Here is a 25,207-nt window from a genome sequence, read left to right on the forward strand (position 1 = left end):
ATAAGTATGATGCATCAGTTTCATAAAATGAATAGAAAAATTCTTATTCTTATTATAATGGGTTTTGTTTTTATTTCTTTAGATAAAGTATTTATCATGAATGATAAAAAAATTTCATCTTTCACAGGAATAAAAAAAAAATATTCTCTTACAAAAGATCATGAACATAGACCTGAAACAACATTATATATTTCTATTTTTTACTTTACCTCTATATCTTTAGGAGCATTATTTTTTTTGGGGATACAAAATGTATCACAATCAGGTTGGTCCATTGTTATTCATCCTATTATGGAGGAAATTTCATCTTTCATTCCATATGGTTCCGGATTAATTTTTATTATTTTATTATTAAATACAATGGACATTGTGCACATATTTCATTGGATGAATTCTGATTTATACAATCCTACTTCTTTAAAGTATGATAAAATTATTGTAAATAAAAAGTTATTTCTTAATATCCCATTCTTTTTAGTAAGAAGTATAATTTATGTGTTGGGGTGTAGTTTTTTTTGCTTAAATATAAAAAAAATATCTTATGCATTATATATGTCGTATTCTTTGAATGATTATAGGAAATTATATTTTAAATCTATTATTTTCATTATATTTTTTTCTATAATTTCTATATTCATGACATGGGATTGGGTTATGTCTTTAAATCCACATTGGTTCAGTACTTTATTTAGCTGGTACGTTTTAAGTGGTTTTATTATAACAGGTATAAGTACTATCACAATAATATCTATTTATCTTAATAAAAAAGGATACTTACCATTTTTTAACAAAAGTCATTTACATGATCTAAGTAAATACTTATTTTCTGGTAGCTTATTATGGACATATCTTTGGTTCTCACAATTTTTGCTTTATTGGTATGGAAATGTTCCAGAAGAAATCATATATTTTATAAAAAGAGAAGATATTTATCATTCCATACATTTTTGGATGCTTATTCCTAATTTTTTAATTCCTTTTTTTGGATTAATTAGTAGTAAAAATAAATCAAATTATAAAATAGCATCTTCAATATCTATGATATTACTGATTGGGCATTACATAGATATATACAATTTAATAGCTCCAGATATTAAAGAAGGAATAAAGTTTTGCCTATTTGAAATAATAGGTTCTATATTAATGATAGGAGGATTTTTTATTTATGTTTTATTTTCAAATTTTATCAAAAGAAAATCTCTTTCTTCTGAAGGAAATCCTTTTTTTCAGGAAAGCAAAAACCACAAATATCCTTAAAAAAAATAAATATTATAAAATAAAAAAATAATTCAATTATATTCTTATTTTATATCCTTTTTTTTATCCTTTACGAAATTCATAATAGATTTATTAGACCCAAAAAGGGTTAATATGTCGCCCTCTTGTAAAAGAGTATCACCTGTAACTAGTCCTATGACTTTTCTTGTTGAAGTTCCTTTAGAAGACATTGGGTTATTGATATCTCGTATTACAGTAATTAAAGATACTGAATATTTTTGTGTTAATTTTAAACTTTTAACAGATTTTCCACTAAAAGAACATGGAGAAAATACTTCTGCTATAGAATGCTTATTGTCTATTCTAAAATAATCTAAAGCGTAATTAAAAGATATTTGTTTGGTCAATCGAAATGCAGCATCTTGTTCTGGATGAACAACATCATTAATCCCCATAGCTTCTAATATTGTATCATGTATTTTAGACAAAGATCGACTAACAATTCTTAAATGTTTGTATTTTTTTAGTATAGCTGTAGTCACTATTGATGAACCTTCATTTTCTCCAATAGCTACAATCCCTAAATCTGCTTGTTGAATTGGCAACACTTTATAAGCCGCTTCGTTATTTGCGTCCATACATACTACATTTGCTATATGATCTTTTAATAAATCTACTTTTTCCATTTTATGATCTATACCAAATACTTCATGTCCATTATCAGTTAAATTAAGAGCCAAAGATCTTCCAAAATTACCTAACCCAATAATTATAATCTTCATATTTTTTTGTGTTTACTGAATTTTATTACTTACTTATCAATTAATTAATAAGAATATTTCCTTTAGGATATCTGTAATAATGATGAGAATCCATTTTATTTTTCCTTAATAAACCAATCATGACATTAAAAACACCTATTCTTCCTAACAACATTAAAAGTATTAAAATTAATTTACTTCCACTGGATAAATTTGAAGTAATACCTAAAGATAATCCTGCTGTAGAAAAAGCTGAAACTACTTCAAAAGAAATAGACAGTATATTTTTTTCTGGATCCAAAAAAATTATAATTAAAGTGCTTATGTATATCACTATTATAGATAACATAATAATTGAAAAAGATAATCGAATAGATTCAGGAGATATTTCTCTTCTCTGTATTTCTAATCTATTTTTTCCTCTAGACAAAGAAATAATATTCATTAATGATAATGCAAAAGTGCTTGTTTTAATCCCTCCCCCAGTAGAAGCTGGAGAAGCCCCTATCCACATCAATAAAATAGTTACAAAAATAGTAACCGGGGTTAAGGAATTCATATTTAATACATGAAAACCCGCTGTTCTAGATGTAGCTGAAGAAAAGAAAGAAGCGATCCATTTTCCATAAAATGAAGTATGTTCGGAAAGAGAAAAATGGTATTCACTAATGTAATAAAAAATGGTTCCAAAAAAAAGGAGAAAAAAAGTTGTTAGTATAACAATTTGTGTATTTAAAGTTACCACATGTGCAGGGAATCGTAGATCTTCATCTTTAAAAATTTTTAAAAAATATTTTTTTATAATTAACCATATATATGTAAAAAAATTAAATAAGATATTGAAACCTATACCTCCTAATATTAATAAAAAAGCAATAATAAGTTGAAATAAATAATTTAATCTTACAGATTTTGAATATAAACCTTGACTTAAGGTAGAAAACCCACTATTACAAAAAGCGGATATAGAATGAAAAATAGAAAAAAAGAATAAGCTATCAGATTCTATAGTATTTTTATCTTTAACGGAAAAATAAATTAATAAAGCCCCTATAAATTCCACTGTTAGAGTGAACATAACGACTTTTACCGCTAAACTAAGAACGTTATTTGTTGTTTTTGTATTTAAAAAATTACTAACAAAAATAGCTTCTTTAAAAGAAAACCCATCTCTAAAAAAATAACTGAAAAAAGAAGTTATAGTTAAAATACCTAATCCTCCCAATTCTATTAATATAAGTATAAAAATTTTTCCTAAATATGTAAAATCCTTGGCTGTATCTAATACTACCAATCCTGTCACACAGACAGCACTAGTAGAAGTAAATAAAGCATCTATAAATGATATTTTTTTTACTGTAGATGCAGGTAACATTAATAAAATAGAACCCAAAAAAGATAAAAAAACAAAACTTGTAATAAATATGAAAACAGGATTATGTATTTTTACATATACTATTCGCATAAAATAAGTAACACGAATCAATATGTATAGAATTAAACTAATAAGCGCGGATATTTTTATATCCGAAGTCATTCTTCCATTATAAGAAAATAAAATTTTTACAAAAGAAAAAATAAGAGAAATAATCAACATAAAAAAGGATAAAAAAATCATGGACCTGTAACCTTTTTCAAGGTTTTTATCAAAAAGAATAAAAAAGTGTAAAATACTTATTATTGATACTAACCCTAAAATAATTTCTACATTAAAAAATTGAAAAGTGTTCCATCCTAAAGAAAGAATTATATAAACAAATATAATTGGAGTAAACATATCCAAAAAATTCTGTAATCTAATTGGCATCATAATTTTTATGAAATACTTTTTAATTTTATATAATTAATTATAAATAAAAAGGAATAAATTTTTCTATATCATGAAATTTTTTTTCGGAAAATTTTTTGTAAGATATGTAAGACATGTCCATTGCAGATGGAGTTTTGTATAAAAATTCATTTTTTCCTAAAAAAATTTTTCTATTATTAATAGGAATATTTCCTACAAAATATACTTTATTATATCTTGAAAAAGATTCAAAAAAATTATCGTCTAATTTTTTTATCCTAATAGGATTCAATCTTTCTTTTGATTCATTAAATAACGAAATATAGAAAAAATTAGATTTAGCATGTATCATGGGGATTAAAAATCCTTTTTTTATGTTTATTTTGTAACTCATTACAGTTAATGAATCGACAGATAACAAAGGAATATTTAAAGCCGAACATAATCCTCTAGCAGAGGATGCTCCTATTCTCAAAGAAGTATAAGATCCAGGCCCTTTGCTGACACAAATAGATTTCAAATCCTTAATATGAATGCCGGAAATATTTATAGCATATTGTATGAATGTATGCAATTTTTCTGAATGAATATATTCCTCAGAATTTTCTTCTACACAAGTTAGACATGTTCCATTTTTAGCAATACACACTGAACAATTTTTTGTAGAAGTTTCTAAATTTAGAATTAAAGACATTATTAAAATTTTTTAAATTTTATGATAAAAGCAGAAAAAGTAATTAAATATATTGTTTCCTGGTTAAAAGAATATATTAAAAAATCTGAATCTAATGGTTTTATTATTGGGATATCTGGAGGAATAGATTCTTCAGTGACATCTTTTTTAGTAGCTTTAACAAGATTTCCTACTCTGATGCTAGAAATGCCTATTTTAGAGAAAAAAAATTTTTTACCTATAAAACATGCCAAATTTTTGACAAAAAAATTTTCTAATGTTTCTTATCTTAAAAAAGATTTATCTATTTTATTCAAAACTTTTTGTCATGTAACTAATGGAATTGATAGTGCAAAACTATCTTTAGCATTAGCTAATGTAAAATCCCGTATTCGTATGTTAACTTTATACTATTATGCAAATGTTAAAAATTATCTTGTTGTTGGAACTGGAAACAAAGTGGAAGATTTTGGAGTCGGTTTTTTTACAAAATATGGAGACGGAGGAGTAGATTTACACCCTATAGCTGATTTAACTAAAAGTGAAGTTCGTTTTATAGCTAAAAAATTAAATATCATTAATGAAATTCAAAAAGCAGAACCAACGGATGGGCTTTGGGAAGATCATCGATCAGACGAAGATCAATTAGGAGCTACTTATGAGGAGTTAGAATGGGCAATGGAAATTATGAAAAAAAAAGACCACACTTTTTCTGAAATAGAACATAAAATTTTAAAAAAATATCAAATTTTACATAAAAAAAATTTACATAAGATGATTCCTATTCCTGTGTGCAAAATACCTGATGAAATAAAAAAATGAAAATTCTATTTCTTTTTTTTAAAGAATCTCATACAGAATCGTTTTCGTAACTTTGTTTTTCAGGGACTAAGTTCATTTTATGATGGAAGAAAAACATAAAAAAAATTTAAGAAAAGAAAAACTGAATTGTATTTTCAATCATTCAATCAATACAGATCGTTTCTTACATAAGAATGTTAGTTTTATGAGTGATGAAGATAAAATTGAAAGAATCGAAAAACATTTTTTTCAAATTATGAAAATTTTAGGTTTAGATATGAATGATGATAGTTTGCGAAAAACACCTAAACGGGTAGCAAAAATGTTTATACAAGAGATATTTAGCGGTCTAAATTCAAAAAATATACCCAATTTTTCAATTTTCGAAAATAAATATAAATACAATCAGATGTTAATAGAAAAAAATATAACAGTTTATTCTACTTGTGAACATCATTTCCTTCCTATAGTAGGAAAAGCTCATGTAGGTTATATTTCTAACGGAAAAGTAGTAGGTCTTTCTAAAATCAATAGAATTGTAAATTTTTATGCAAAAAGACCACAAGTTCAAGAACGTTTGACAATGCAAATTGTACAATCTTTGCAAAAAATGTTAGAGACACAAGATGTTGCTTGTGTTATAGAGGCGAAACATTTATGCGTAAATTCTCGTGGAATTAAGGATATAGATAGTAGCACTGTCACTACTGAATTAATAGGAGCTTTCAAAAAAAATTTGGAAATCCGAAAGGAATTTTTGCATTATATTGGAATTTCTTAAAAAATGGAGGAAAAAGATTATTCATATAAAAATCGAAATTATCTAAAAATATATAATTCTTTAACAGAAAAAAAAGAATTGTTTCATCCTATTCACAAAGAATATGTTGGAATTTATGTATGTGGACCAACAGTTTATAATCACTTGCATTTAGGGAATTGCAGAACTTTTATATCGTTTGATATTGTCTTTCGTTATCTTAAACATTTGGGATACAAAGTTCGTTATGTTAGAAACATTACTGATGTTGGACATTTAGAGAATGAAAATTATGACGCAGAAGACAAAATTTATAAAAAATCTCGTATAGAAGGGTTGGAACCTATGGAGGTGGTTCAAAAATATACTCTTTCTTTTCACAATTTATTGAATATTTTAAATGTATTACCTCCAAGTATAGAACCTACAGCAACAGGACATATTATAGAACAAATAGATATGATTCAAAAGTTAATTAAAAAAAAATTAGCATACGAAATAAATGGGTCTGTGTATTTCGATTTAAAAGAATATAGAAAGTCATATCCTTATGGTGTGATTAGTAAAAATAAAATTGATCGACTTTATCATAAAAAATTAAAATTTTTAAAAGAAAAGCGTGGATTTCACGATTTTTCTTTATGGAAAAAAGCTGATTCTCGTCACATTATGAATTGGAATTCTCCATGGGGAAAAGGATTCCCAGGTTGGCATATAGAATGCACTGCTATGAGTATAAAATATTTAGGAGAAACTTTTGATATACATGGAGGAGGAATCGATCTAAAATTTCCTCATCACGAATGCGAATTAGCACAAGCTATAGGAATTTATAATAAAAGCAATTTTGCGCATTATTGGATGCATGCTAACATGTTCACTTTGAATGGAAAAAAAATGAGCAAATCTACAGGAAACTTTTTGGAAATAAAAGATATTATTTATGATAAATATGATAAAAAAATCTGTGGAAAAGCTTTTTCTCCTAACATTTTTAGATTTTATATTCTATTATCTCATTATAGAAACGTTATGGATTTTTCTTATAAGGGGCTTATAGATGCGGAAAAAGGATATCATAGAATTATGAACGCTGTAAATGTGTTAAGAAATTTTGAACCAAAAACATCAAAAGATATATTAAAGAATCACAATATTTTCAATGTTAATCATTGGATAAATATTTGTTATCAAGCTATTAATGATGATTTTAATACTCCTTTATTAATAGCTCACTTATTTCAAGCTTCTATTCATATTATGAATCATAATTCTCTTCAAAATATAGATCATGTTAATTTATTTTTATTAAAAAAGTATATGATTCATTTTGTGTTTGATATTTTAGGTATTCAAGAAATCAATCATCATGAAGAAAACTCTAGAAAATTAAAAATACTTATTAAAAGACTAATAAAATTTCGTACAGAAGAAAGAAACCAAAAAAATTGGATTATTTCAGATAAAATTCGTAAAGAGTTGTCTTATATAGGCGTTTTATTACATGATAAAAAATTGTTACAATGATTTTAAGGCTTGATCGATATCTTCTATAAGATCTTCTACATTTTCTATTCCCATAGATAAACGTATGAGTGAATCTTGTATTCCTGCATGAATTCTAGCTTCTACAGGAGTAGATTTATGAGTCATAGTTGCTGGTTGACAAATCAAACTTTTTGTCCCCCCCAAGCTTTCTGCTAACTTAAATAATTTTGTAGAGGTGACTACTTTTTTTGCTGACTCTATTGTGTCTTTTTTAAGACTAAAAGAAACAATTCCTCCGAAATATCGTTGTTGTTTTAATGCTATAAAATGATTTTTATGATGCGATAATCCAGGGTAATAGATTTTATCTATTTTATCATTCTTTTTTAAGAAAGAAGCAATTTGAAATGCATTTTTAGATTGTTTTTTTATACGTAAATATAATGTTTGACTTCCTCTTATTGTCAACCAACAATCAATAGGGGAGAGAACGCCTCCAGTTGCATTTTGAATATATTTTAATTTTTCATATAAGTCAGTGTCTTTCACTGTAATTAATCCCGCTAATACATCTGAATGTCCTGCTAAATATTTTGTCGCACTATGAACTACTATATCTGATCCTAATTTCAAAGGATTTTGAATAGCAGGAGAAGAAAAAGTATTATCTACAACAACTAAAATTTGTTGATTTTTCTTTTTGGATTTTTTGCTAATATATTCTATATCAGAAATTTTTAAAGTAGGATTGGTTGGAGATTCCAACCAAATTAATTTAGTATTATCGGAAATAGAATTAATAGTTTTTTCTGCGTCTGTTGTGTCTACAAATTTAGTGTTAATTCCTAATTTTTTATACAGATTCAGTAAACGGAATGTTCCTCCATAAATATCATCTATAGCTACTATTTCATCCCCATATTTTAGCAATTTTAATACAGCATCCACAGATGCTAATCCAGAAGAAAACGCGAGACTAGCATAACCGTATTCCAATTTAGTTATTAAATCTTCCAATATTTTTCTTGTAGGGTTATTAGTTCTACTATAGTCGAATCCTTTATGAACACCAGGAGATTCCTGTACATAAGTTGATGTTTGATATATTGGTGTGGATATTGCGCCTGTAAGAGGATCAGACAAAATATTTTGAATAAGCCTTGTTTCTTCCTTCATCGTTAATGTTAATAAAATTTCATCAATTGAATCATTGAATGCAAATGTACTTAAAATGAAAATAGAATCTTTATTAGAAAACGATTTTTTCTACAAAATAAAAGGAAAAAAATATAAATTTGTTTTCTATTTTTTCATTAGAGATGATTTCGAAAAAAATAATACATTCGTTTTTTTCTTTTTTGTTTTTATTTTTGTTTGTTGAATGCGCTAATAAAAATCATAATGAAGATAAAAAAAAAGATGATGTAGATATCGCCAATATTATTTTTGATCATGTAGGTGACTCTCATGAATGGCACGTTGTAGGGACTCATAATCATGGAATTACTTTTTCTTTACCAATTATTTTATGGAATAGGAACAAAGGATTAGATATTTTTTCTTCATCAAAATTTTCATGTAAAAATGTAGTAAAAGGAAAATATGGATATTATAAAATGTTTAAGGGGATAATATATAACACGAATTATTTGGGATCGTTATATATGGATTCGAAAGGAGTTCCTAAAAATGATAAACCTTGGGATTTTTCTATTACAAAAAATGTGGTATCTATTTTTATGTCTTCTTTTTTGTTATCTTATATTTTTATTCGAATGAAACGGAATTATAAAAATTATCAACTTAAATGGAGTTTAGGTATTTTTTTAGAATTTTTAATTTTGTTTATACGGGATGAAATAGCTATTCCTAATATTGGAAGCAGAAAATATAAAATTTTTCTTCCTTTTTTGTTAACATCCTTTTTTTTTATATTAATTAATAATTTGATAGGCCTTATTCCAGGATTTCCAAATGTAACAGGGAACATAAGTATCACATTAGTATTATCTGTTATGACTTTTATTGTTAGCAATATAAATTCAAATGTAAGTTATTGGAAACATATTTTTTGGATGCCAGAAGTTCCAATAGGAATTAGATTATTATTAGCACCTATCGAATTTATCGGAATTTTTATTCGTCCATTAACTTTGTGTATTCGATTATTTGCTAATATTACTGCTGGACATATAATTATTTTAAGTTTTATTTGTCTCATTTTTATTTTTAAAAATTTTTTTATAGCTGGGTTTTCCATAATTTTCGGTTTTTTTATTTCTATGTTAGAAATTATGGTTTCTTTTCTACAAGCTTTTATTTTTACAACTTTGTCTGCTTTACTTATAGGAATGTCCGTTAAAAATTATGATCATGATAGTAGTAAAACACATTAAAAAATATTAATAATATGAATAATATGGATATAGATTTAACTTATTCAGGTTTAGCCGCTTTAGGATCCGGTCTTGCAGTAATAGGAGCAGGATTAGGAATTGGAAAAATTGGAAGCTCCGCAATGGATGCTATTGCGAGACAACCTGAAGCTTCAAATAAAATACAAAATGCTATGATTATAGCGGCAGCATTAATTGAAGGGGCAGCATTGTTTGGGATTGTTACTACATTATTAGCTGTATTTAAATAATAAAATACCAATGGATTTAGTCACTCCTTCTATTGGATTAATTGTTTGGCATACAATAATATTTGTAATACTTATGCTTTTTCTTTCGAAATTTGCTTGGAAACCCATAATAAATTTTATTGATCAAAGAGAGGAAAAAATTAAACTATCTATTGAAAAAGCAGATAAAATGAGAGAACAATTGAAACATATAGAAGATAAGAAAAATAAAATTTTAAAGGAAATTCGTATAAAAAGAGATATGATTTTGAAGGAAGCCATTCAAATCAAAGAAAAAATAAAATCAAAAGCTATAGAAGAAGGTACGATAGAAAAGAAAAAAATTATAGAAGAAACAAAAAAGAATATTCAAATAGAAAAAAAAGTTGCAATTCATAAATTAAAAAATGAAATAGGATATATTTCTATACAAATAGCAGAAAAAATATTAAAAAAAGAGCTAGATCAAAACGATAAACAAGATAAATTTATAAAAGAATTAGTAGATCAATACTAACTAATAATAAACTAATTTTATTGAAATATTCGAAATGTTTTCAAATAAAAAAATAATTCAACATTACGCTAAAGTTTTTTTAGAATATTCTCTTATTAATAAAAATAGCGATATTACTTATGAGAAAATGAAAGAAATATCTTTTTTTTTAAATAAAAACACAGAAATATGTATGATTCTCCATACTTCCATGTTGGGTTATGAAAAAAAAATCAAAATTTTAAAAAAAATATTTTATAATTTTGATTTTTTACTTTTTCAATTTATTAAACTTTTAACTATAAGAAAAAGAGAATCTCTTTTAAAAGAAATTTTTTTAGAATACCAAAAAATATACGAAGAAAATCAAAAAGGATTTGTGGAATCTATTATGATTTCTGCCTTTCCTTTGAGAAAGGATATACAAAAAACAATTGCACATAAAATAGTATCTAATAAAAAAAGATTTCATATCATAAATAGAATTGATAAATCTATTATTGGAGGTTTTATATTCCGTGTAGGATATAAAGAATGGAATTTTAGTATTCAAGAACAATTGTCTTATATTAAAAACATATTTCAAAATTACTAAATATAAAGATTTTATTTTCATATGTCAGATTTAAAATATTCTGAAATTTCATCAATTCTTAAGAAGGAATTATCAAATTTTCAATTTGAAACAAAATTATCCGAATTTGGGGTGATTGTTCAAATAGGGGATGGAGTTGTTAGATCTTTTGGCCTTAATTCCGCTTTTTATGGAGAATTAGTTGAATTTCATGATGGAACAAAAGGAATGGTTTTGAATCTAGAAGAAGATCATGTAAGTATAGTTTTACTTAGTCCCCCAAAAAATTTGAAAGAAGGAGACATAGTAAAAAGAACTAAAAAAATTTTTTCAATCAAAGTAGGGGAAAATATGTTAGGTCGTATTGTAAATGTATTAGGAGATCCTATAGATGGAAAAGGTTCTATAGAAGGAGACCTATTTGAAATGCCGTTAGAAAGAAAGGCTCCAGGTGTTATTTACAGAGAACCTGTTAAAGAACCACTTCAAACAGGTATAAAATTTATAGATTCTATGATTCCCATAGGAAAAGGACAAAGAGAATTAATTATTGGTGATAGACAAACTGGAAAAACAACTATAGCTATTGATACAATTATTAATCAAAAAAGATTTTTTGAACAAAATAAACCTGTTTATTGCATTTATGTAGCTATTAGTCAAAAGGGTTCTACAATAGCGAGAATTGCAAAAATTTTACAAGAAAAAGGAGCAATGTCTTACACAATTATAGTTTCTGCGACTTCTTCTGATCCAGTTTCTATGCAAGTTTTTGCTCCATTTTCTGGAACTGCTATAGGTGAATATTTTAGGGACACAGGTCGCTCTTCCTTAGTCGTATACGATGATCTTTCAAAACAAGCGGTTTCTTATAGGGAAATATCCTTATTATTACGACGTCCTCCTGGTAGAGAAGCTTATCCCGGAGATGTCTTTTATTTACATTCTCGTCTTTTAGAACGATCAGCTAAAATTATAAAAGATCAAAAAATGGCTGAAAATATGAATGATATTCCATTTTCTATTATAAAAAAAATCAAAGGGGGAGGATCTTTAACTGCATTACCTATTATTGAAACTCAGTCTGGAGACATATCTTCTTATATTCCTACGAATGTTATTTCTATTACAGATGGACAAATTTTTTTAGAAAAAGATTTATTTCATTCTGGAGTGCGTCCTGCAATTAATGAAAGTATATCTGTTTCTCGTGTAGGAGGATCTGCACAAATTAAATCTATGAGAGAAATATCTGGAACTTTAAAATTAGATCAAGCTCAATTTAGAGAATTAGAATCTTTTTCTAAATTTGGTTCAGAATTGGATTCATACACTATGAATATCCTAAAAAAAGGAAGAATTAATATAGAAATATTAAAACAACCTTCTCATACTCCTTATGATATAGCAGATCAGATAGCTATTATTTATGCTGGAACTAAAAATTTACTTCATAAGATTCCCATTGATAGAATTTCAGATTTTGAAAAAGAATATCTTTTTTATCTAAAAGAGAAACATGAAAATATTTTAACTTCTTTAAGAAGTGGAATTTTAAACGAAGAAATATCAAATATTTTAGAAACAGTAGTTTTAGAATTAAGTGATAAATATGTCTAATCTCAAAGAAATCAAAAGAAGAATACTGTCTGTAGAATCAGTTATAAAAACTACAGAAGCAATGAAAATGATTTCTGTAGTAAAATTACGAAAAACAAAAGATTTACTTCTCCAATCCAAAATTTATTTGGATTATATAGAAATGATTCTTTTAGATATTTTGTTAATAGAAAACAAAAAAATTACTGAAAAAAATAAATATTTTTTAGAAAAAAAAGGAAAAATACAATTATTTATTGTATTTACTTCTGATCGTGGTTTATGTGGCTCTTTTAATTCTTCTATTTTTGAAAAAATTCATGATATTTTTCAAAAAAAAGGAAATTTACATAATGAATGTATGTTTTTATCTATTGGAAAAAAAGGATTTGATTTTTTGTGTAAAAACAGGAAATATGTGATATATAATAAGAATTGTATCGAAAGCAATTTATCGAATCAAAAAATTATATCTTTAGTATCAGAGTTGATTTTGGGTTTTTTCAAAAATAAATTTTCTTCTATTTATTTAATATATAACCATTTAAAAAATTCCTTATTTCAAGAAACAATTGTAGAAAAATTTCTTCCAATTACTGCTAAAGATTTAAAAAAAAAAATACTAGAAATTTCCTATATTTTAGAACCTTCTCAAAAAAAAATATTCAATTTTTTGATTCCAAAATTTTTAAACGCTAAATTATTGAAAATTTTTTGGGAATCTACTACAGCAGAATATACAGCTCGTATGATATCTATGCATAAAGCTACAGAAAATGCATATGATATTAAACATGATTTGATATTAAATTACAATAAAGAAAGACAAACTACAATAACTAAAGAAATACTTGAAATTATCAGTGGATTAGAATCTATGAAATAAAAAAAAATAATAAAAATTCCAATTATCCATTTTTTTACAAATTTTTACAAAAAAAATATAATTATGGAAAATATGTTAACAGGAATTAGAAGTACAGGGTCTCCTCATTTAGGAAATATTTTAGGTGTTATTATTCCGTCTGTATCCATGGCTAATAAAAACATAAAACATTCCTCATTTATATTTATAGCAGATTTACATTCTATGGTTCAAATGAATCATATAAATATAAAAGCAATAAAAAATAATACTTATCAAATTGCAGCTGCATGGTTAGCTTTTGGGTTAAATGTTGATAATTGTTTATTTTATAGACAATCCGATGTTTCATTGGTAACTGAATTAGCTTGGTATTTCAATTGTTTGTATCCATACAAAAGACTTGCATTATCTCATGCTTTCAAAAAAGAAATGAAAAAAATAGATCAAAGCAAAATAAGCGCCGGTTTATTTACTTATCCTATTTTAATGGCTGCCGATATTTTACTTTATAATGCAAAAATTGTTCCAGTAGGAATGGATCAATTACAACATATAGAAATAGCTCGTCGTATAGCTAATTATTTTAATAAAAAAATAGGAAAAAAATTATTTGTGTTACCTAATGCATTTTTACAAAAAAAAAGTATGTTCGTGTTAGGAACAGATGGAAAAAAAATGAGTAAATCTCAAAAAAATTGTATTGATATTTTTTCTTCTGATGAAATTTTGAAGAAACAAATTATGAGTATTCGCACAGATAGTAAATCCGTAGAAGAAAAGAAAAAACCTGAAAATGATTATATTATGTCTTTATACAGTTTACTAGCTTCTGTGGAAGAAATAGATATTATGAAAAAAAAATATATCAAAGGAGGATATGGATATTATGAAGCAAAAATTGCATTATATGAACATATCATTCATAAATTCTCGTCGGAGAGAAAGAAATTTTTTTCTTTTATGAAAAATAAATCTTTATTAGATCATATTTTATTTCTAGGAGCTAAAAAAGCAAAAAGTATAGCTCACGAAAGATTAAATTTTATTAGAAAATATTTGAATTTCAATTCTATAATTTGATTAATTTAGTGTCATTATGACATAATTTTAATTTTTGGCAAATCTTTTGCTCCTAAGTCCATAGAATTAATATTGAAAATATTTTTTATATTATGGATATCACTCAAAAAAATACTGAGAAAAATACTGAGAAAAATACTGAGAAAAATACTGAGAAAAATACTGAGAAAAATACTGAGAAACGATCAAAATCATATAATGAAACAGATGAAAAAACATCTGATTCCTCTTATTATTACAAAAAAGAAATTAAATTTCTTAAAAAGGAATTAGAAAAAGAAAAAGATAAATTTTTACGTCTTTTTGCAGAATTTGAAAACTATAAAAAACGTATTCAAAAAGAAAGGGTTGATATTTTTAGAGATGTTCATGAACAAATTATTATAGATTTAATTCCAATTTTAGATGATTTTGAAAGAGGAATTAAAGAATTAAGAAAATATCAAGATGAACATCTTGTAAAAGGAGTATTTTTGATACAGGAAAAATTTATTAAAATTTTAAAAGAAAAAGGATTAAGTAAAATAAAAATAAAAAAAGGAGATGATTTTAACACAGATTTTCATGAAGCGATAACACAAATTCCAGCTATTACAGAAAATTTAAAAGGAAAAATCATAGAAATTATAGAAGCTGGATATCTTCTAAAAGAAAAAGTTATACGACATGCTAAAGTCATTACCGGAAAATAATTAACAATTTTTGTCTTCATGATGAAAAAAGATTATTACGAAGTATTAGGAGTTTCTAGAGAAGCTCCTCCAGAAGAAATTAAAAAAGCTTATCGAAAATTAGCAATAAAATATCATCCAGATAAGAATTTAGATAATAAAAAGAAAGCCGAAGAAAAATTTAAAGAAGCTGCTGAAGCTTATGAAGTTTTAAGTAATCCAGAAAAAAGGCAACGTTACGATAAATTTGGACATTCTGGAATAAAAGGAACTGGTTCTAGTTCAGGAATGAATATGGAAGATATTTTCGCAAATTTTGGTGATATCTTTGCTGACGCATTTGGAGAGGGGTTTTCCAGTTTCGGTTTTGGAAGATCAACTAGACATAAAACTATTAAAGGGAGTGATTTAAGAATCAGAGTAAAACTTTTATTAGAAGAAATAGCTAATGGGGTAGAAAAAAAAGTTAAAGTTAAGAGGCTTAAAGTTGCTAAAGGGATCAAATTTAAAAATTGTATATCTTGTAATGGTAGCGGTCAAATTACACGAGTTACCAATACTATTTTGGGAAGAATGCAAACCACTTCTCAATGCAATATATGTTATGGAACTGGAAAAATCATTGAAAATATTCCTTATGGAGCTAATAAACATGGATTAATTAAAGAAGAAGAATTAGTCAATATTAAAATTCCAGCAGGTCTTACAGAAGGAATTCAATTAAAAGTTTCTGAAAAAGGAAATGAAGCACCATTTGGTGGAATTCCTGGGGATTTGATTGTATTAATTGAGGAGATTCCTCATCCACAATTAAAAAGAGAAGGGAACAATCTTCATTATGATTTGTATATATCGTTTCCAGATGCAATATTAGGAGCGTTAAAAGAAGTTCCTACTATTAATGGAAAAGCAAGAATCAAAATAGATCCAGGAACACAATCCGGAAAAACTCTTAGATTGAAAAACAAAGGATTGCCTAATCTTGAAGGATATGGGCATGGAAGTCTTTTGATTCATGTGAATGTTTGGACTCCAAAAAAAATTAATGAAGAACAAAGAAAATTTTTTGAAAAAATGAGAAAAAGTGAAAATTTTCTTCCTCATCCAGGAAATTCAGAAAAATCGTTTTTTGATCGTGTAAGAGAAATGTTTTCTTAAATCAAAAAAAAACTCAAAATTTACTAGGTTATTATTTTTACTGTTTTATTTTTATAGTTTATATAACATGCAAAAAGTAATAGTTGGGCTATCAGGGGGTGTCGATTCAAGTGTTGCTGCATTAATTCTTAAAAAAAAAGGTTATAAAGTTATTGGTTTATTTATGCATAATTGGGAAGAGGAAGATTCTAATAATAAATGTCATTGGAAAGAAGATAGCATTGACGCTATGTTAGTTGCTAAACAATTAGATATTCCTTTTCAAATAATTGAAATGAAAAATGAATATAAAAAATACGTTATAAATTATATGTTCAATGAATATAGATTAGGAAAAACTCCTAATCCAGATATTTTGTGTAATCGAGAAATAAAATTTAACGTTTTTTTGAAAAAATCCCTTGATTTAGGGGCTGATTTTATTGCCACAGGACATTATGTAAATAAAAAAAAAATTGTAAAAAATAAGAAAATAATTTATCGTCTTTTAATTGGAGAAGATTTTAATAAAGATCAGTCATATTTTTTATGTCAATTAACACAATATCAATTGGAAAAATCTTTATTTCCATTAGGTTTATTAACTAAAAATCAAGTAAGGAAAATTGCGGTGAAATATAAATTACGGAATGCTCACAAAAAAGAATCACAAGGTTTATGTTTTGTAGGAAAAGTGAATTTTCCCAATTTTCTTAAAAAAAGAATTATTCCCAAAAAAGGAGAAATAATCTGTATTAATTCTAATGCTTCATTATATAATGAAAAAAAAATCTTCTTTTCTAAAGAAGAAGAATTATTTTTTTTATCTAGAAAAATAAAATACAGAAAATCTGATGGAAAAATAATTGGATATCATCAAGGAGCTTATTATTTTACGAAAGGACAACGTAAAGGAATAGCATTAGGGGGTTATAAAAAGCCTCTTTTTGTCATAGATACTGATGTAAAAGAAAATATTGTTTATATAGGAATGGGGAAAGAACATCCAGGATTATATAGAAAATCTTTATTTATTCAGGAAGAAAATATTCATTGGATCCGGAAAGATCTAACTCTTTTAGATGGAGAAAAAATGGATGTATTTTGTAGAATTCGTTATAGACAACCATTACAAAAATCAAAATTATATAAAATAAAAAAAGGAATGTTTATTGAGTTTGATCGAATGCAATGTTCCATAACCGAAGGACAATTTGCTGTCTGGTATCTTGGAAAAGAGTTGATAGGGTCAGGAATCATTTCTATTATTTTATATTTTATTTTTTTAATAAAATTGAATATATTTTGTATATATAAATTTATTTTTTAATAAAAATTAAAAAAAATTAATATTTTTTTCAAAAAAATAAAAATGTACTGTATAAATAATACTTCATTGCAAACTTTATAATATATTCATTAATAAATCAAAAAATAATAATTTTTTAAAAATAAACACCTAAAAACTGCTTTTATATAATATATTTTTTTCATATTTTTGCATATTATATAATTCAATATTTTGTATAGTTTTTTCATAAAACTATTCAAGTTTGGTGTTTTTTTTATCCCTACTTGATAGATAAGTAGGGCTTTTTGATTTATTAAAATGTTTCATGAAAAAAATAATTAACGATTTTAGTAGAAAAATCACGAAAGAACCTAATTTACCAGCGGCACATGCTATGTTGTATGCTACAGGAATGAAAGACTCAGATTTTTGTAAAGCTCAAATAGGAATAGTTAGCAACTGGTATGAAGGGAATCCTTGTAATATGCATTTAGATAAATTGGCTAAAAAAATAAAGTCATCAGTCACAAATAGGAATTTAATAGGATTTCAATTTACCACTATTGGTGTAAGTGATGGAATTACCATGGGAACATTAGGAATGAGATATTCACTTCCTTCTAGAGAATTAATAGCAGATAGTATAGAAACTGTAGTAGATTCTCATCATTATGATGGAATAATATCTATACCTGGATGTGATAAAAATCTACCAGGAGTTATGATCGCTTTATTAAGATTGAATAGACCGTCTATAATTGTATATGGAGGGAGCATTTCTTCCGGTTATTATAATGGAAAAAAATTAGATGTTGTTTCTTCTTTTGAAGCCTTAGGAAAAAAAAATACCTGTCAAATTACTGAAAATGAATACAAAAATATAGTAAAAAATTCCTGTCCTGGACCAGGAGCTTGTGGAGGGATGTATACTGCAAATACTATGGCTTCTGCTTTAGAAGCTATGGGGATGATGCTTCCTTATTCCTCCTCTTCTCCTTCAACAAGTAAAAATAAAAAAATAGAATGCGAAGAAGTTTCCGTGTATATTGAAAATCTATTAAAAAAAGGGATAAAACCAAAAGATATTGTAACAAAAACATCTATAGAAAATGGGGTAAAATTAGCTATATGTTTGGGGGGATCTACTAATTTAGTTTTACATTTTTTGGCAATCGCTAAGTCAGCAAATATTAATTTTTCTTTAAAAGATTTTCAAAAAATTAGCAATCAAGTCCCTATCATTGGAAATCTTAAACCCAGTGGAATTTTCTTAATGGAAGATATACATATGTATATAGGAGGAATGCCTGTTATTACAAAATATTTGTTAAATGAAGGGATATTATCAGGAGATTGTTTAACTGTTACTGGAAAAACATTATCTGAAAATATGAAAAATATTCCAGATATAACTTTTAATCAAAAAATTATTTATCCTATAGATAACCCCATCAAAAAAAACGGACACATTAGAATTTTATATGGAAATTTATCCCCTCAAGGATCTGTAGCTAAAATTACTGGAAAAGAGGGAACGATTTTTAGGGGGGTCGCTAATGTTTTTGATTCTGAAGAAGAAGCGAATCAAGCTATTTTGAATAATAAAATTTTACCTGGATCCGTCATTGTTATTCGATATGTAGGGCCAATAGGGGGACCAGGAATGCCAGAAATGTTAAAACCAACATCTTATATCATGGGATCTGGATTAGGAAAAAAAGTAGCTCTTATTACAGATGGTAGATTTTCAGGAGGATCACATGGTTTTGTTGTCGGACATATAACTCCAGAAGCACAATCTGGAGGATTGATTGCTTTAGTGCAAAACAATGATTTTATTAAAATAGATACAGAAAATAACACCATTATTCTTGAAGTAGAGGATGAAGAAATACAAAAAAGAAGAAAATTATGGACCCCTCCTTTATTAAAAGTTCAAAAAGGATATCTACACAAATATACAAAAATGGTATCTCCAGCTTCCACTGGATGCATCACAGATTAATTTTAGTATATAATATATGGATATATGGAAAAAAAGTTATTCTATGGTTCAGAAATAGTAATAAAAGCACTCTTATATGAAGAGGTAGAATATATATTTGGATATCCAGGTGGGGCTATTATGCCTATATACGATTCTTTACACGATTACTTAAATTCTATTTCGCATATTCTCATGCGTCATGAACAAGGATCTATTCATGCAGCGCAAGGATATGCTAGATCCACTGGAAAAATAGGAGTGTGTTTTACTACATCAGGGCCAGGTGCTACTAATTTAATTACTGGATTAGCAGATGCTTTGATAGATAGCACCCCTATCGTTTGTATTACTGGACAAGTGTCTTCTCATTTATTGGGAACTGATGCTTTTCAAGAAACAAATATCATAGATATTTCTATACCTGTAACAAAGTGGAATATTCAAGTTTTAAAAGCTAAAGATATTTGTGAATCGATTCAAAAAGGATTTTTTATAGCTAAAAAAGGAAGACCAGGGCCGGTATTAATAGATATCACTAAAGATGCTCAGTTTCAAAAAACTGTATTTCATTATACACGTTGTAAATATATAAAAAATTTTCATCCGTATCCTTGTATAGAGGACGAAAAAATAATAGAAGCAGCAAATATAATAAATTCGGCTAAAAAGCCCTTGATTCTTGTAGGTCAAGGGGTAATTTTAGCTGAAGCAGAAGATGAATTTAAAAAATTTGTTGAAAAAACTGGAATTCCTGTAGCTAGTACTCTATTAGGGTTAGGAGCGTTAAATAGTGATCACCATTTACATGTTGGGATGTTAGGGATGCATGGAAATTATGCTCCTAATATTTTAACTAATCAATGTGATATTCTTATTGCAATAGGAATGCGGTTTGACGATCGTGTGACTGGAGATGTTAAAAAGTATGCAAAACAAGCTATAATTATTCATTTGGAAATAGATTCTTCTGAAATTAATAAAAATATTTTATGTCATATTCCTATTTTGGGGGATTGTAAAACGTCTTTAAAAAAATTAATTTATTATGTAAATGAATCTATTCATCAAAAATGGATAGATAAATTTATTCATATTAAAGAGAAAGAAAAAATAACAGTTATACAAAGAGATCTTAATCCAAAAAAAGAAGGGATTACTATGGGAGAAGTAATCAAGTGGATTAATCAATATAAGCAAAAAAATGCAATTCTTGTAACTGACGTAGGACAACATCAAATGATAGCTTCAAGATATTTCAATTTTACTTGCAAGAAAAGTCAAATAACTTCTGGAGGATTAGGGACGATGGGGTTCGCTTTACCAGCTTCTATAGGGGCACAATTAGGTGATAAAAGCAGACAAGTTCTTTGTGTAGTAGGAGACGGAGGAATTCAAATGACAATACAAGAAATGGGGACTATTTTACAGAATAAGATTCCCGTTAAAATTATACTATTAAATAATAATTTCTTGGGAATGGTCCGTCAATGGCAACAGCTTTTTTTTGATAAACGTTATTCGTGCACAGAATTAGTTAATCCAGACTTTATAAAATTAGCTAATGCTTATAATATCAAAGCAAAAAAAGTGAGTAAAAGAGAAGAATTAGAAGAATCAGTAAAAAAAGCATTAAATCATGAAAAAGCTTTTTTGCTAGAAGTTGTAATAGAAAAAGAAGACAATGTTTTTCCTATGATTCCTGCAGGAGCATCTGTAGATGAAATTCGTTTAACATAAAAAAATATAAACATTATGAAGCATCAATTCAGAATAATAATTTCAGGAGAAAAAGAAACAAGATTATTGAGTAGAATTCTTATTATATTAAACAGAAGAAATTTAAAAACTAATCATATTAATGCGTATAACAATAATGAAAAAAAAACAATTAATTATGATGTTCAATATGTTGTTGATTTAGAATGCGAAGAAGAACAATTATTTAAAATCAAAAAGTTAATTGAAAAATTAATTGGAATCATTCATGTTTACTATTACAAATTAGAAGATAAAAATTCTAGAAAAAATTTATGTAAAAAAATGGATTTCCCATTAGTAACATATTAAATTATTTAAATAAATTAAAATTAATTAAAAATTATGAAAATAAAATTTGGATCTGTAGAAGAAACCATTATTACAAGAGACGAATTTCCATTATCTAAAGCTAGAAAAATTTTAAAAAAAGAAACTATTTCTGTTTTAGGCTACGGAATTCAAGGACCTGGACAATCTTTAAACTTAAGAGATAATGGATTTGAAGTAATAGTAGGACAAAGAAAACATTCTTATTCTTGGGATAAAGCGTTAAAAGATGGATGGATCGAAGGTAAAAATCTTTTTTCTTTGGAAGAAGCATCTGAAAGAGGAACTATAATCATGTATTTATTATCAGATGCAGGTCAAATTTCGTTTTGGCCTACTCTTAGTAAATATTTAATTAAAGGAAAATCTTTATATTTTTCACATGGATTTGGATTAACTTTTTGCCATCAAACAAAAATATCTCCTTCTAAAAATATAGATATTTTTTTAGTAGCCCCTAAAGGATCAGGAACTAGTTTGAGAAGACTTTTCAAACAAGGAAAAGGGATTAATTCTAGTTATGCTATTTATCAGGATTATAGTGGAAATAGCTTGGAAAAAACTTTATCAATTGGAATTGGAATAGGATCTGGATATTTATTTGAGACGAATTTTAAAAATGAAGTCTATTCTGATTTAGTAGGAGAAAGAGGAACTTTGATGGGGGCTATACAAGGAATTTTTGCTGCACAATATCAAATTTTGAGAGAAAAAGGACATTCTCCTTCAGAATCTTTTAACGAAACCGTAGAAGAATTAACTCAAAGTTTGATGCCATTAGTATCCGAAAAAGGAATGGATTGGATGTATGCTAATTGTTCTACAACCGCACAAAGAGGCGCTTTAGATTGGTGGAAAAAATTTAGAGATGCTACTTTTCCAGTATTTCAAGAATTATATCATGAAGTTTATTCTGGAAACGAAGCGAAAAGAATCATTAAAGCTAATAGTGATATAAATTATAGAAATAAATTACAAAAAGAATTACAAGACATGAGACAAAGTGAATTGTGGAAAGTAGGATCCATAATTCGTAATCTTAGACCGAAAAAAAAAGATCATAATTAGAGTTCATTTTTATTTTTAAAAGATTGAATAATAAGTTAAAAGGATATTTTCCTTCTTATAAAGAAATAGTTAAAGCCAAAAATGTTTTAAAAGATATTATTTATGAAACTCCATTACAAAAAAATTATCTTTTATCAGAAAAATATGAAGCTAATATTTTTCTAAAAAGAGAAGATTTACAAATTATACGTTCATATAAAATTAGAGGAGCTTATAATAAAATTATAAGTTTATCTAATACAGAACTCAAAAAAGGAGTTATTTGTGCTAGTGCAGGAAATCACGCACAAGGAGTCGCTTATTCCTGTAACATATTAAAAATCCCTGGAAAAATTTACATGCCGAGCACTACTCCAAAACAAAAAGTAGAAAGAGTTAAAATGTTTGGAAAAGAGTACGTCGAAATTCTTCTTATCGGAGACACTTTTGATGCAGTTAGTTTTGAAGCAATGAAAGATTGTAAAAAAAATTCCAAAATTTTTATTCATCCTTTTGATGACATTAAAATTATTGAAGGACAAGCTACTGTTGGGGTCGAGATTTTGCAACAATCCATTTCTGACATAGATTATATTTTTATTCCTATTGGTGGAGGAGGATTAGCTTCGGGAGTCGGAAGTCATTTCCATGAATTTAGTCCTAAAACTAAAATTATAGGGGTAGAGCCTGAAGGAGCTCCTTCTATGAGTATTTCTCTAAAAAAAGGAAAAATCATATCATTAAAAATGATAGATAGATTTATTGATGGAGCTTCAGTAAAAAAAGTAGGAGAATTGAATTTCAATATATGCAATCAAACATTATTTGATATCATAACTGTTCCAGAAGGAAAAGTTTGCACAACGATTTTGGACTTATACAACTTAGAAGCTATCGTAGCAGAACCAGCTGGAGCTCTTTCAATTGCTGCTTTAGATTTTTATTCTAATAAAATAAAAGGAAAAACTATTGTTTGTATTTTAAGTGGTGGAAATAATGATATTACTAGAACGGAAGAAATAAGAGAAAGATCCCTTTTGTATGAAGAAAAAAAACATTATTTTATTGTAAAATTCCCTCAAAGGGCGGGTGCTTTAAAAGAATTTGTGAATAATATTTTAGGACCCAAAGATGATATTGCCTATTTTGAATATTCTAAAAAAACTTCTAAAGAAGAAGGCCCAGCAGTGATAGGAATAGAATTATCAGATAAAAATGAATTTTCTGGATTGCTAGGAAAAATGAAGAAACATAAAGTTCATTTTGAATATTTAAATAAAAATCCAGATTTATTCAGAATTCTTATATAAATAAAAAAATAAAGTTGTACCCACGACTGGATTTGAACCAGCACATCCTAATCGGATACCACCCCCTCAAGGTGGCGTGTCTTCCTATTTTCACCACGTGGGCATTATGTTATAGATCTTTGTTCAAAGATAGAATTAATTTATTGATTTCTCGTCAAAAAAAAATATGAGGTATCTTTGAATGGATTCTATTTCAATCAAAAATAAAGAATAAAAAAATATGAATATAGCAATAATAGGATATGGAAAAATGGGAAAAGCTATAGAAAAAATAGCTAAAATTAGAAATCATAAAATTTCATTATGCTATGATGGGACTCCCTCTGCCCATTTATTGAATGATTCAAATTCAGATGTAGCAATAGAATTTAGTCAACCCCATTCTGCATTTAACAATATTAAAATTTGTATAGAAAATAATATTCCTATAGTAAGTGGAACTACAGGCTGGTTGGAAAAATTTGAAGTTATTAAAAAAATATGCAAAGAAAAAAATGGATCTTTTTTATATTCTTCCAACTTTAGTATTGGGATGAATATTTTTTTTGAGATTAATAAAAAATTATCTAAACTGTTACATTTATATTCTGAAGATTATGAAGTGACAATAGAAGAAATTCATCACAAAGAAAAAGTAGATAAACCAAGCGGAACGGCTCTTTCCTTAGCAAAGGATATTGTGAAGAATAAAATGAAAAAAACATGGATTTTATACGAAAAAAAAATAATAGATAAAGATAAAATTTTGATCCTCTCAAAAAGATACAATAATGTACCAGGAATACACGTTGTAAAATATGAATCTAAAATAGAGGATATCAAAATACAGCATAAAGCTCATAGTAGAGAAGGATTTGCTTTGGGTGCTGTTATTGCAGCAGAATGGATACAAAATAGAAAAGGTATTTTTTCTATGAAAGAGGTTTTAGATATATTATAGTATAAA

At 26.6% G+C, this 25,207-nt stretch carries 24 protein-coding genes and 1 tRNA gene; 20 read left to right on the top strand and 5 right to left on the bottom strand.

What is annotated here, in order from left to right; genetic code table 11:
* The first annotated feature begins 6 nt into the window (after nucleotides 1–6).
* Entirely contained in the window at nucleotides 7–1,257 is a 1,251-nt protein-coding gene (locus H0H54_RS00310) for a hypothetical protein (protein WP_238784784.1), read from the top strand.
* Between the two features lie 44 nt (nucleotides 1,258–1,301).
* On the opposite strand, the gene H0H54_RS00315 is transcribed toward H0H54_RS00310, so the two are convergent.
* From H0H54_RS00315 to tsaB, 3 genes are read right to left on the bottom strand one after another with little or no spacing between them, the layout of a single operon-like run.
* Nucleotides 1,302–2,000: a potassium channel family protein gene (locus H0H54_RS00315; RefSeq protein ID WP_185863304.1), complete on the bottom strand. Its 699-nt coding sequence runs from the start codon at nucleotides 1,998–2,000 to the stop codon at nucleotides 1,302–1,304.
* A gap of 40 nt (nucleotides 2,001–2,040) precedes the next feature.
* A complete protein-coding gene (locus tag H0H54_RS00320) occupies nucleotides 2,041–3,789 on the bottom strand; it encodes a TrkH family potassium uptake protein (protein ID WP_185863305.1) in 1,749 nt (582 codons plus the stop codon).
* A 37-nt stretch (nucleotides 3,790–3,826) separates the two neighbouring features.
* Entirely contained in the window at nucleotides 3,827–4,462 is a 636-nt protein-coding gene (gene tsaB, locus H0H54_RS00325; RefSeq protein ID WP_185863306.1) for a tRNA (adenosine(37)-N6)-threonylcarbamoyltransferase complex dimerization subunit type 1 TsaB, read from the bottom strand.
* A 21-nt stretch (nucleotides 4,463–4,483) separates the two neighbouring features.
* Between tsaB and nadE the strand changes: the two genes are divergently transcribed.
* The 3 genes from nadE (at nucleotide 4,484) to cysS (ending at nucleotide 7,529) form a co-directional block, all read left to right on the top strand.
* Nucleotides 4,484–5,263, top strand: a complete 780-nt coding sequence (gene nadE, locus H0H54_RS00330; RefSeq protein ID WP_185863307.1) for an NAD(+) synthase — start codon at nucleotides 4,484–4,486, stop codon at nucleotides 5,261–5,263.
* Between the two features lie 82 nt (nucleotides 5,264–5,345).
* Complete coding sequence (gene folE / locus H0H54_RS00335) at nucleotides 5,346–6,023, top strand: GTP cyclohydrolase I FolE (protein WP_394366897.1); 678 nt, start codon at nucleotides 5,346–5,348, stop codon at nucleotides 6,021–6,023.
* A 3-nt stretch (nucleotides 6,024–6,026) separates the two neighbouring features.
* The gene (gene cysS / locus H0H54_RS00340) at nucleotides 6,027–7,529 is read left to right on the top strand and encodes a cysteine--tRNA ligase (RefSeq protein WP_185863309.1); all 1,503 of its coding nucleotides are present in this window, start codon (nucleotides 6,027–6,029) and stop codon (nucleotides 7,527–7,529) included.
* On the opposite strand, the gene H0H54_RS00345 is transcribed toward cysS, so the two are convergent.
* Nucleotides 7,521–8,666 (bottom strand): trans-sulfuration enzyme family protein, encoded by a 1,146-nt coding sequence (locus H0H54_RS00345; RefSeq protein WP_185863310.1) that lies wholly within the window; start codon nucleotides 8,664–8,666, stop codon nucleotides 7,521–7,523. The genes cysS and H0H54_RS00345 overlap by 9 nt on opposite strands.
* Before the next feature lie 143 nt (nucleotides 8,667–8,809).
* On the opposite strand from H0H54_RS00345, the gene atpB reads away from it, so the two are divergent.
* The 15 genes from atpB (at nucleotide 8,810) to ilvA (ending at nucleotide 24,261) form a co-directional block, all read left to right on the top strand.
* Nucleotides 8,810–9,886, top strand: a complete 1,077-nt coding sequence (gene atpB, locus H0H54_RS00350) for a F0F1 ATP synthase subunit A (protein ID WP_185863518.1) — start codon at nucleotides 8,810–8,812, stop codon at nucleotides 9,884–9,886.
* Nucleotides 9,887–9,909: 23 nt separating this feature from the next.
* The gene (atpE, locus tag H0H54_RS00355) at nucleotides 9,910–10,137 is read left to right on the top strand and encodes an ATP synthase F0 subunit C (protein WP_166264775.1); all 228 of its coding nucleotides are present in this window, start codon (nucleotides 9,910–9,912) and stop codon (nucleotides 10,135–10,137) included.
* 10 nt (nucleotides 10,138–10,147) lie between these two features.
* On the top strand, nucleotides 10,148–10,633 hold the full coding sequence (gene atpF, locus H0H54_RS00360; RefSeq protein ID WP_185863311.1) for a F0F1 ATP synthase subunit B: 486 nt from the start codon (nucleotides 10,148–10,150) through the stop codon (nucleotides 10,631–10,633).
* Between the two features lie 34 nt (nucleotides 10,634–10,667).
* Entirely contained in the window at nucleotides 10,668–11,207 is a 540-nt protein-coding gene (atpH, locus tag H0H54_RS00365; RefSeq protein ID WP_185863312.1) for an ATP synthase F1 subunit delta, read from the top strand.
* A 21-nt stretch (nucleotides 11,208–11,228) separates the two neighbouring features.
* Complete coding sequence (gene atpA, locus H0H54_RS00370; protein ID WP_185863313.1) at nucleotides 11,229–12,806, top strand: F0F1 ATP synthase subunit alpha; 1,578 nt, start codon at nucleotides 11,229–11,231, stop codon at nucleotides 12,804–12,806.
* Nucleotides 12,799–13,671 (top strand): ATP synthase F1 subunit gamma, encoded by an 873-nt coding sequence (gene atpG, locus H0H54_RS00375; RefSeq protein ID WP_185863314.1) that lies wholly within the window; start codon nucleotides 12,799–12,801, stop codon nucleotides 13,669–13,671. Before atpA ends, atpG begins: the two co-directional genes overlap by 8 nt.
* Before the next feature lie 63 nt (nucleotides 13,672–13,734).
* Nucleotides 13,735–14,733 (top strand): tryptophan--tRNA ligase, encoded by a 999-nt coding sequence (trpS, locus tag H0H54_RS00380; protein ID WP_185863315.1) that lies wholly within the window; start codon nucleotides 13,735–13,737, stop codon nucleotides 14,731–14,733.
* Nucleotides 14,734–14,825: 92 nt separating this feature from the next.
* Nucleotides 14,826–15,425 (top strand): nucleotide exchange factor GrpE, encoded by a 600-nt coding sequence (locus H0H54_RS00385; protein WP_185863316.1) that lies wholly within the window; start codon nucleotides 14,826–14,828, stop codon nucleotides 15,423–15,425.
* Nucleotides 15,426–15,443: 18 nt separating this feature from the next.
* Nucleotides 15,444–16,562 carry a DnaJ C-terminal domain-containing protein gene (locus tag H0H54_RS00390; RefSeq protein ID WP_185863317.1) on the top strand — a complete coding sequence of 373 codons (1,119 nt, stop codon included), beginning with the start codon at nucleotides 15,444–15,446 and terminating at the stop codon, nucleotides 16,560–16,562.
* Nucleotides 16,563–16,629: 67 nt separating this feature from the next.
* Nucleotides 16,630–17,871: a tRNA 2-thiouridine(34) synthase MnmA gene (gene mnmA, locus H0H54_RS00395; RefSeq protein ID WP_185863318.1), complete on the top strand. Its 1,242-nt coding sequence runs from the start codon at nucleotides 16,630–16,632 to the stop codon at nucleotides 17,869–17,871.
* Between the two features lie 286 nt (nucleotides 17,872–18,157).
* Complete coding sequence (gene ilvD / locus H0H54_RS00400; RefSeq protein ID WP_185863319.1) at nucleotides 18,158–19,837, top strand: dihydroxy-acid dehydratase; 1,680 nt, start codon at nucleotides 18,158–18,160, stop codon at nucleotides 19,835–19,837.
* 24 nt (nucleotides 19,838–19,861) lie between these two features.
* Nucleotides 19,862–21,556 carry a biosynthetic-type acetolactate synthase large subunit gene (gene ilvB / locus H0H54_RS00405; RefSeq protein WP_185863320.1) on the top strand — a complete coding sequence of 565 codons (1,695 nt, stop codon included), beginning with the start codon at nucleotides 19,862–19,864 and terminating at the stop codon, nucleotides 21,554–21,556.
* A 15-nt stretch (nucleotides 21,557–21,571) separates the two neighbouring features.
* Complete coding sequence (locus H0H54_RS00410; RefSeq protein WP_185863321.1) at nucleotides 21,572–21,886, top strand: acetolactate synthase; 315 nt, start codon at nucleotides 21,572–21,574, stop codon at nucleotides 21,884–21,886.
* A 33-nt stretch (nucleotides 21,887–21,919) separates the two neighbouring features.
* Entirely contained in the window at nucleotides 21,920–22,972 is a 1,053-nt protein-coding gene (gene ilvC / locus H0H54_RS00415) for a ketol-acid reductoisomerase (RefSeq protein WP_185863322.1), read from the top strand.
* Between the two features lie 23 nt (nucleotides 22,973–22,995).
* On the top strand, nucleotides 22,996–24,261 hold the full coding sequence (gene ilvA, locus H0H54_RS00420; RefSeq protein ID WP_185863323.1) for a threonine ammonia-lyase: 1,266 nt from the start codon (nucleotides 22,996–22,998) through the stop codon (nucleotides 24,259–24,261).
* 17 nt (nucleotides 24,262–24,278) lie between these two features.
* Here the strand turns inward: ilvA and H0H54_RS00425 are convergent.
* Nucleotides 24,279–24,364 (bottom strand) — tRNA-Leu (locus tag H0H54_RS00425).
* Between the two features lie 117 nt (nucleotides 24,365–24,481).
* Here H0H54_RS00425 and dapB point away from each other — a divergent pair.
* The gene (gene dapB, locus H0H54_RS00430; protein WP_185863324.1) at nucleotides 24,482–25,201 is read left to right on the top strand and encodes a 4-hydroxy-tetrahydrodipicolinate reductase; all 720 of its coding nucleotides are present in this window, start codon (nucleotides 24,482–24,484) and stop codon (nucleotides 25,199–25,201) included.
* Nucleotides 25,202–25,207 lie beyond the last annotated feature (6 nt).

It is taken from the genome of Blattabacterium cuenoti (assembly GCF_014251815.1).
In the GTDB taxonomy this organism is placed as follows: domain Bacteria; phylum Bacteroidota; class Bacteroidia; order Flavobacteriales; family Blattabacteriaceae; genus Blattabacterium; species Blattabacterium cuenoti_E.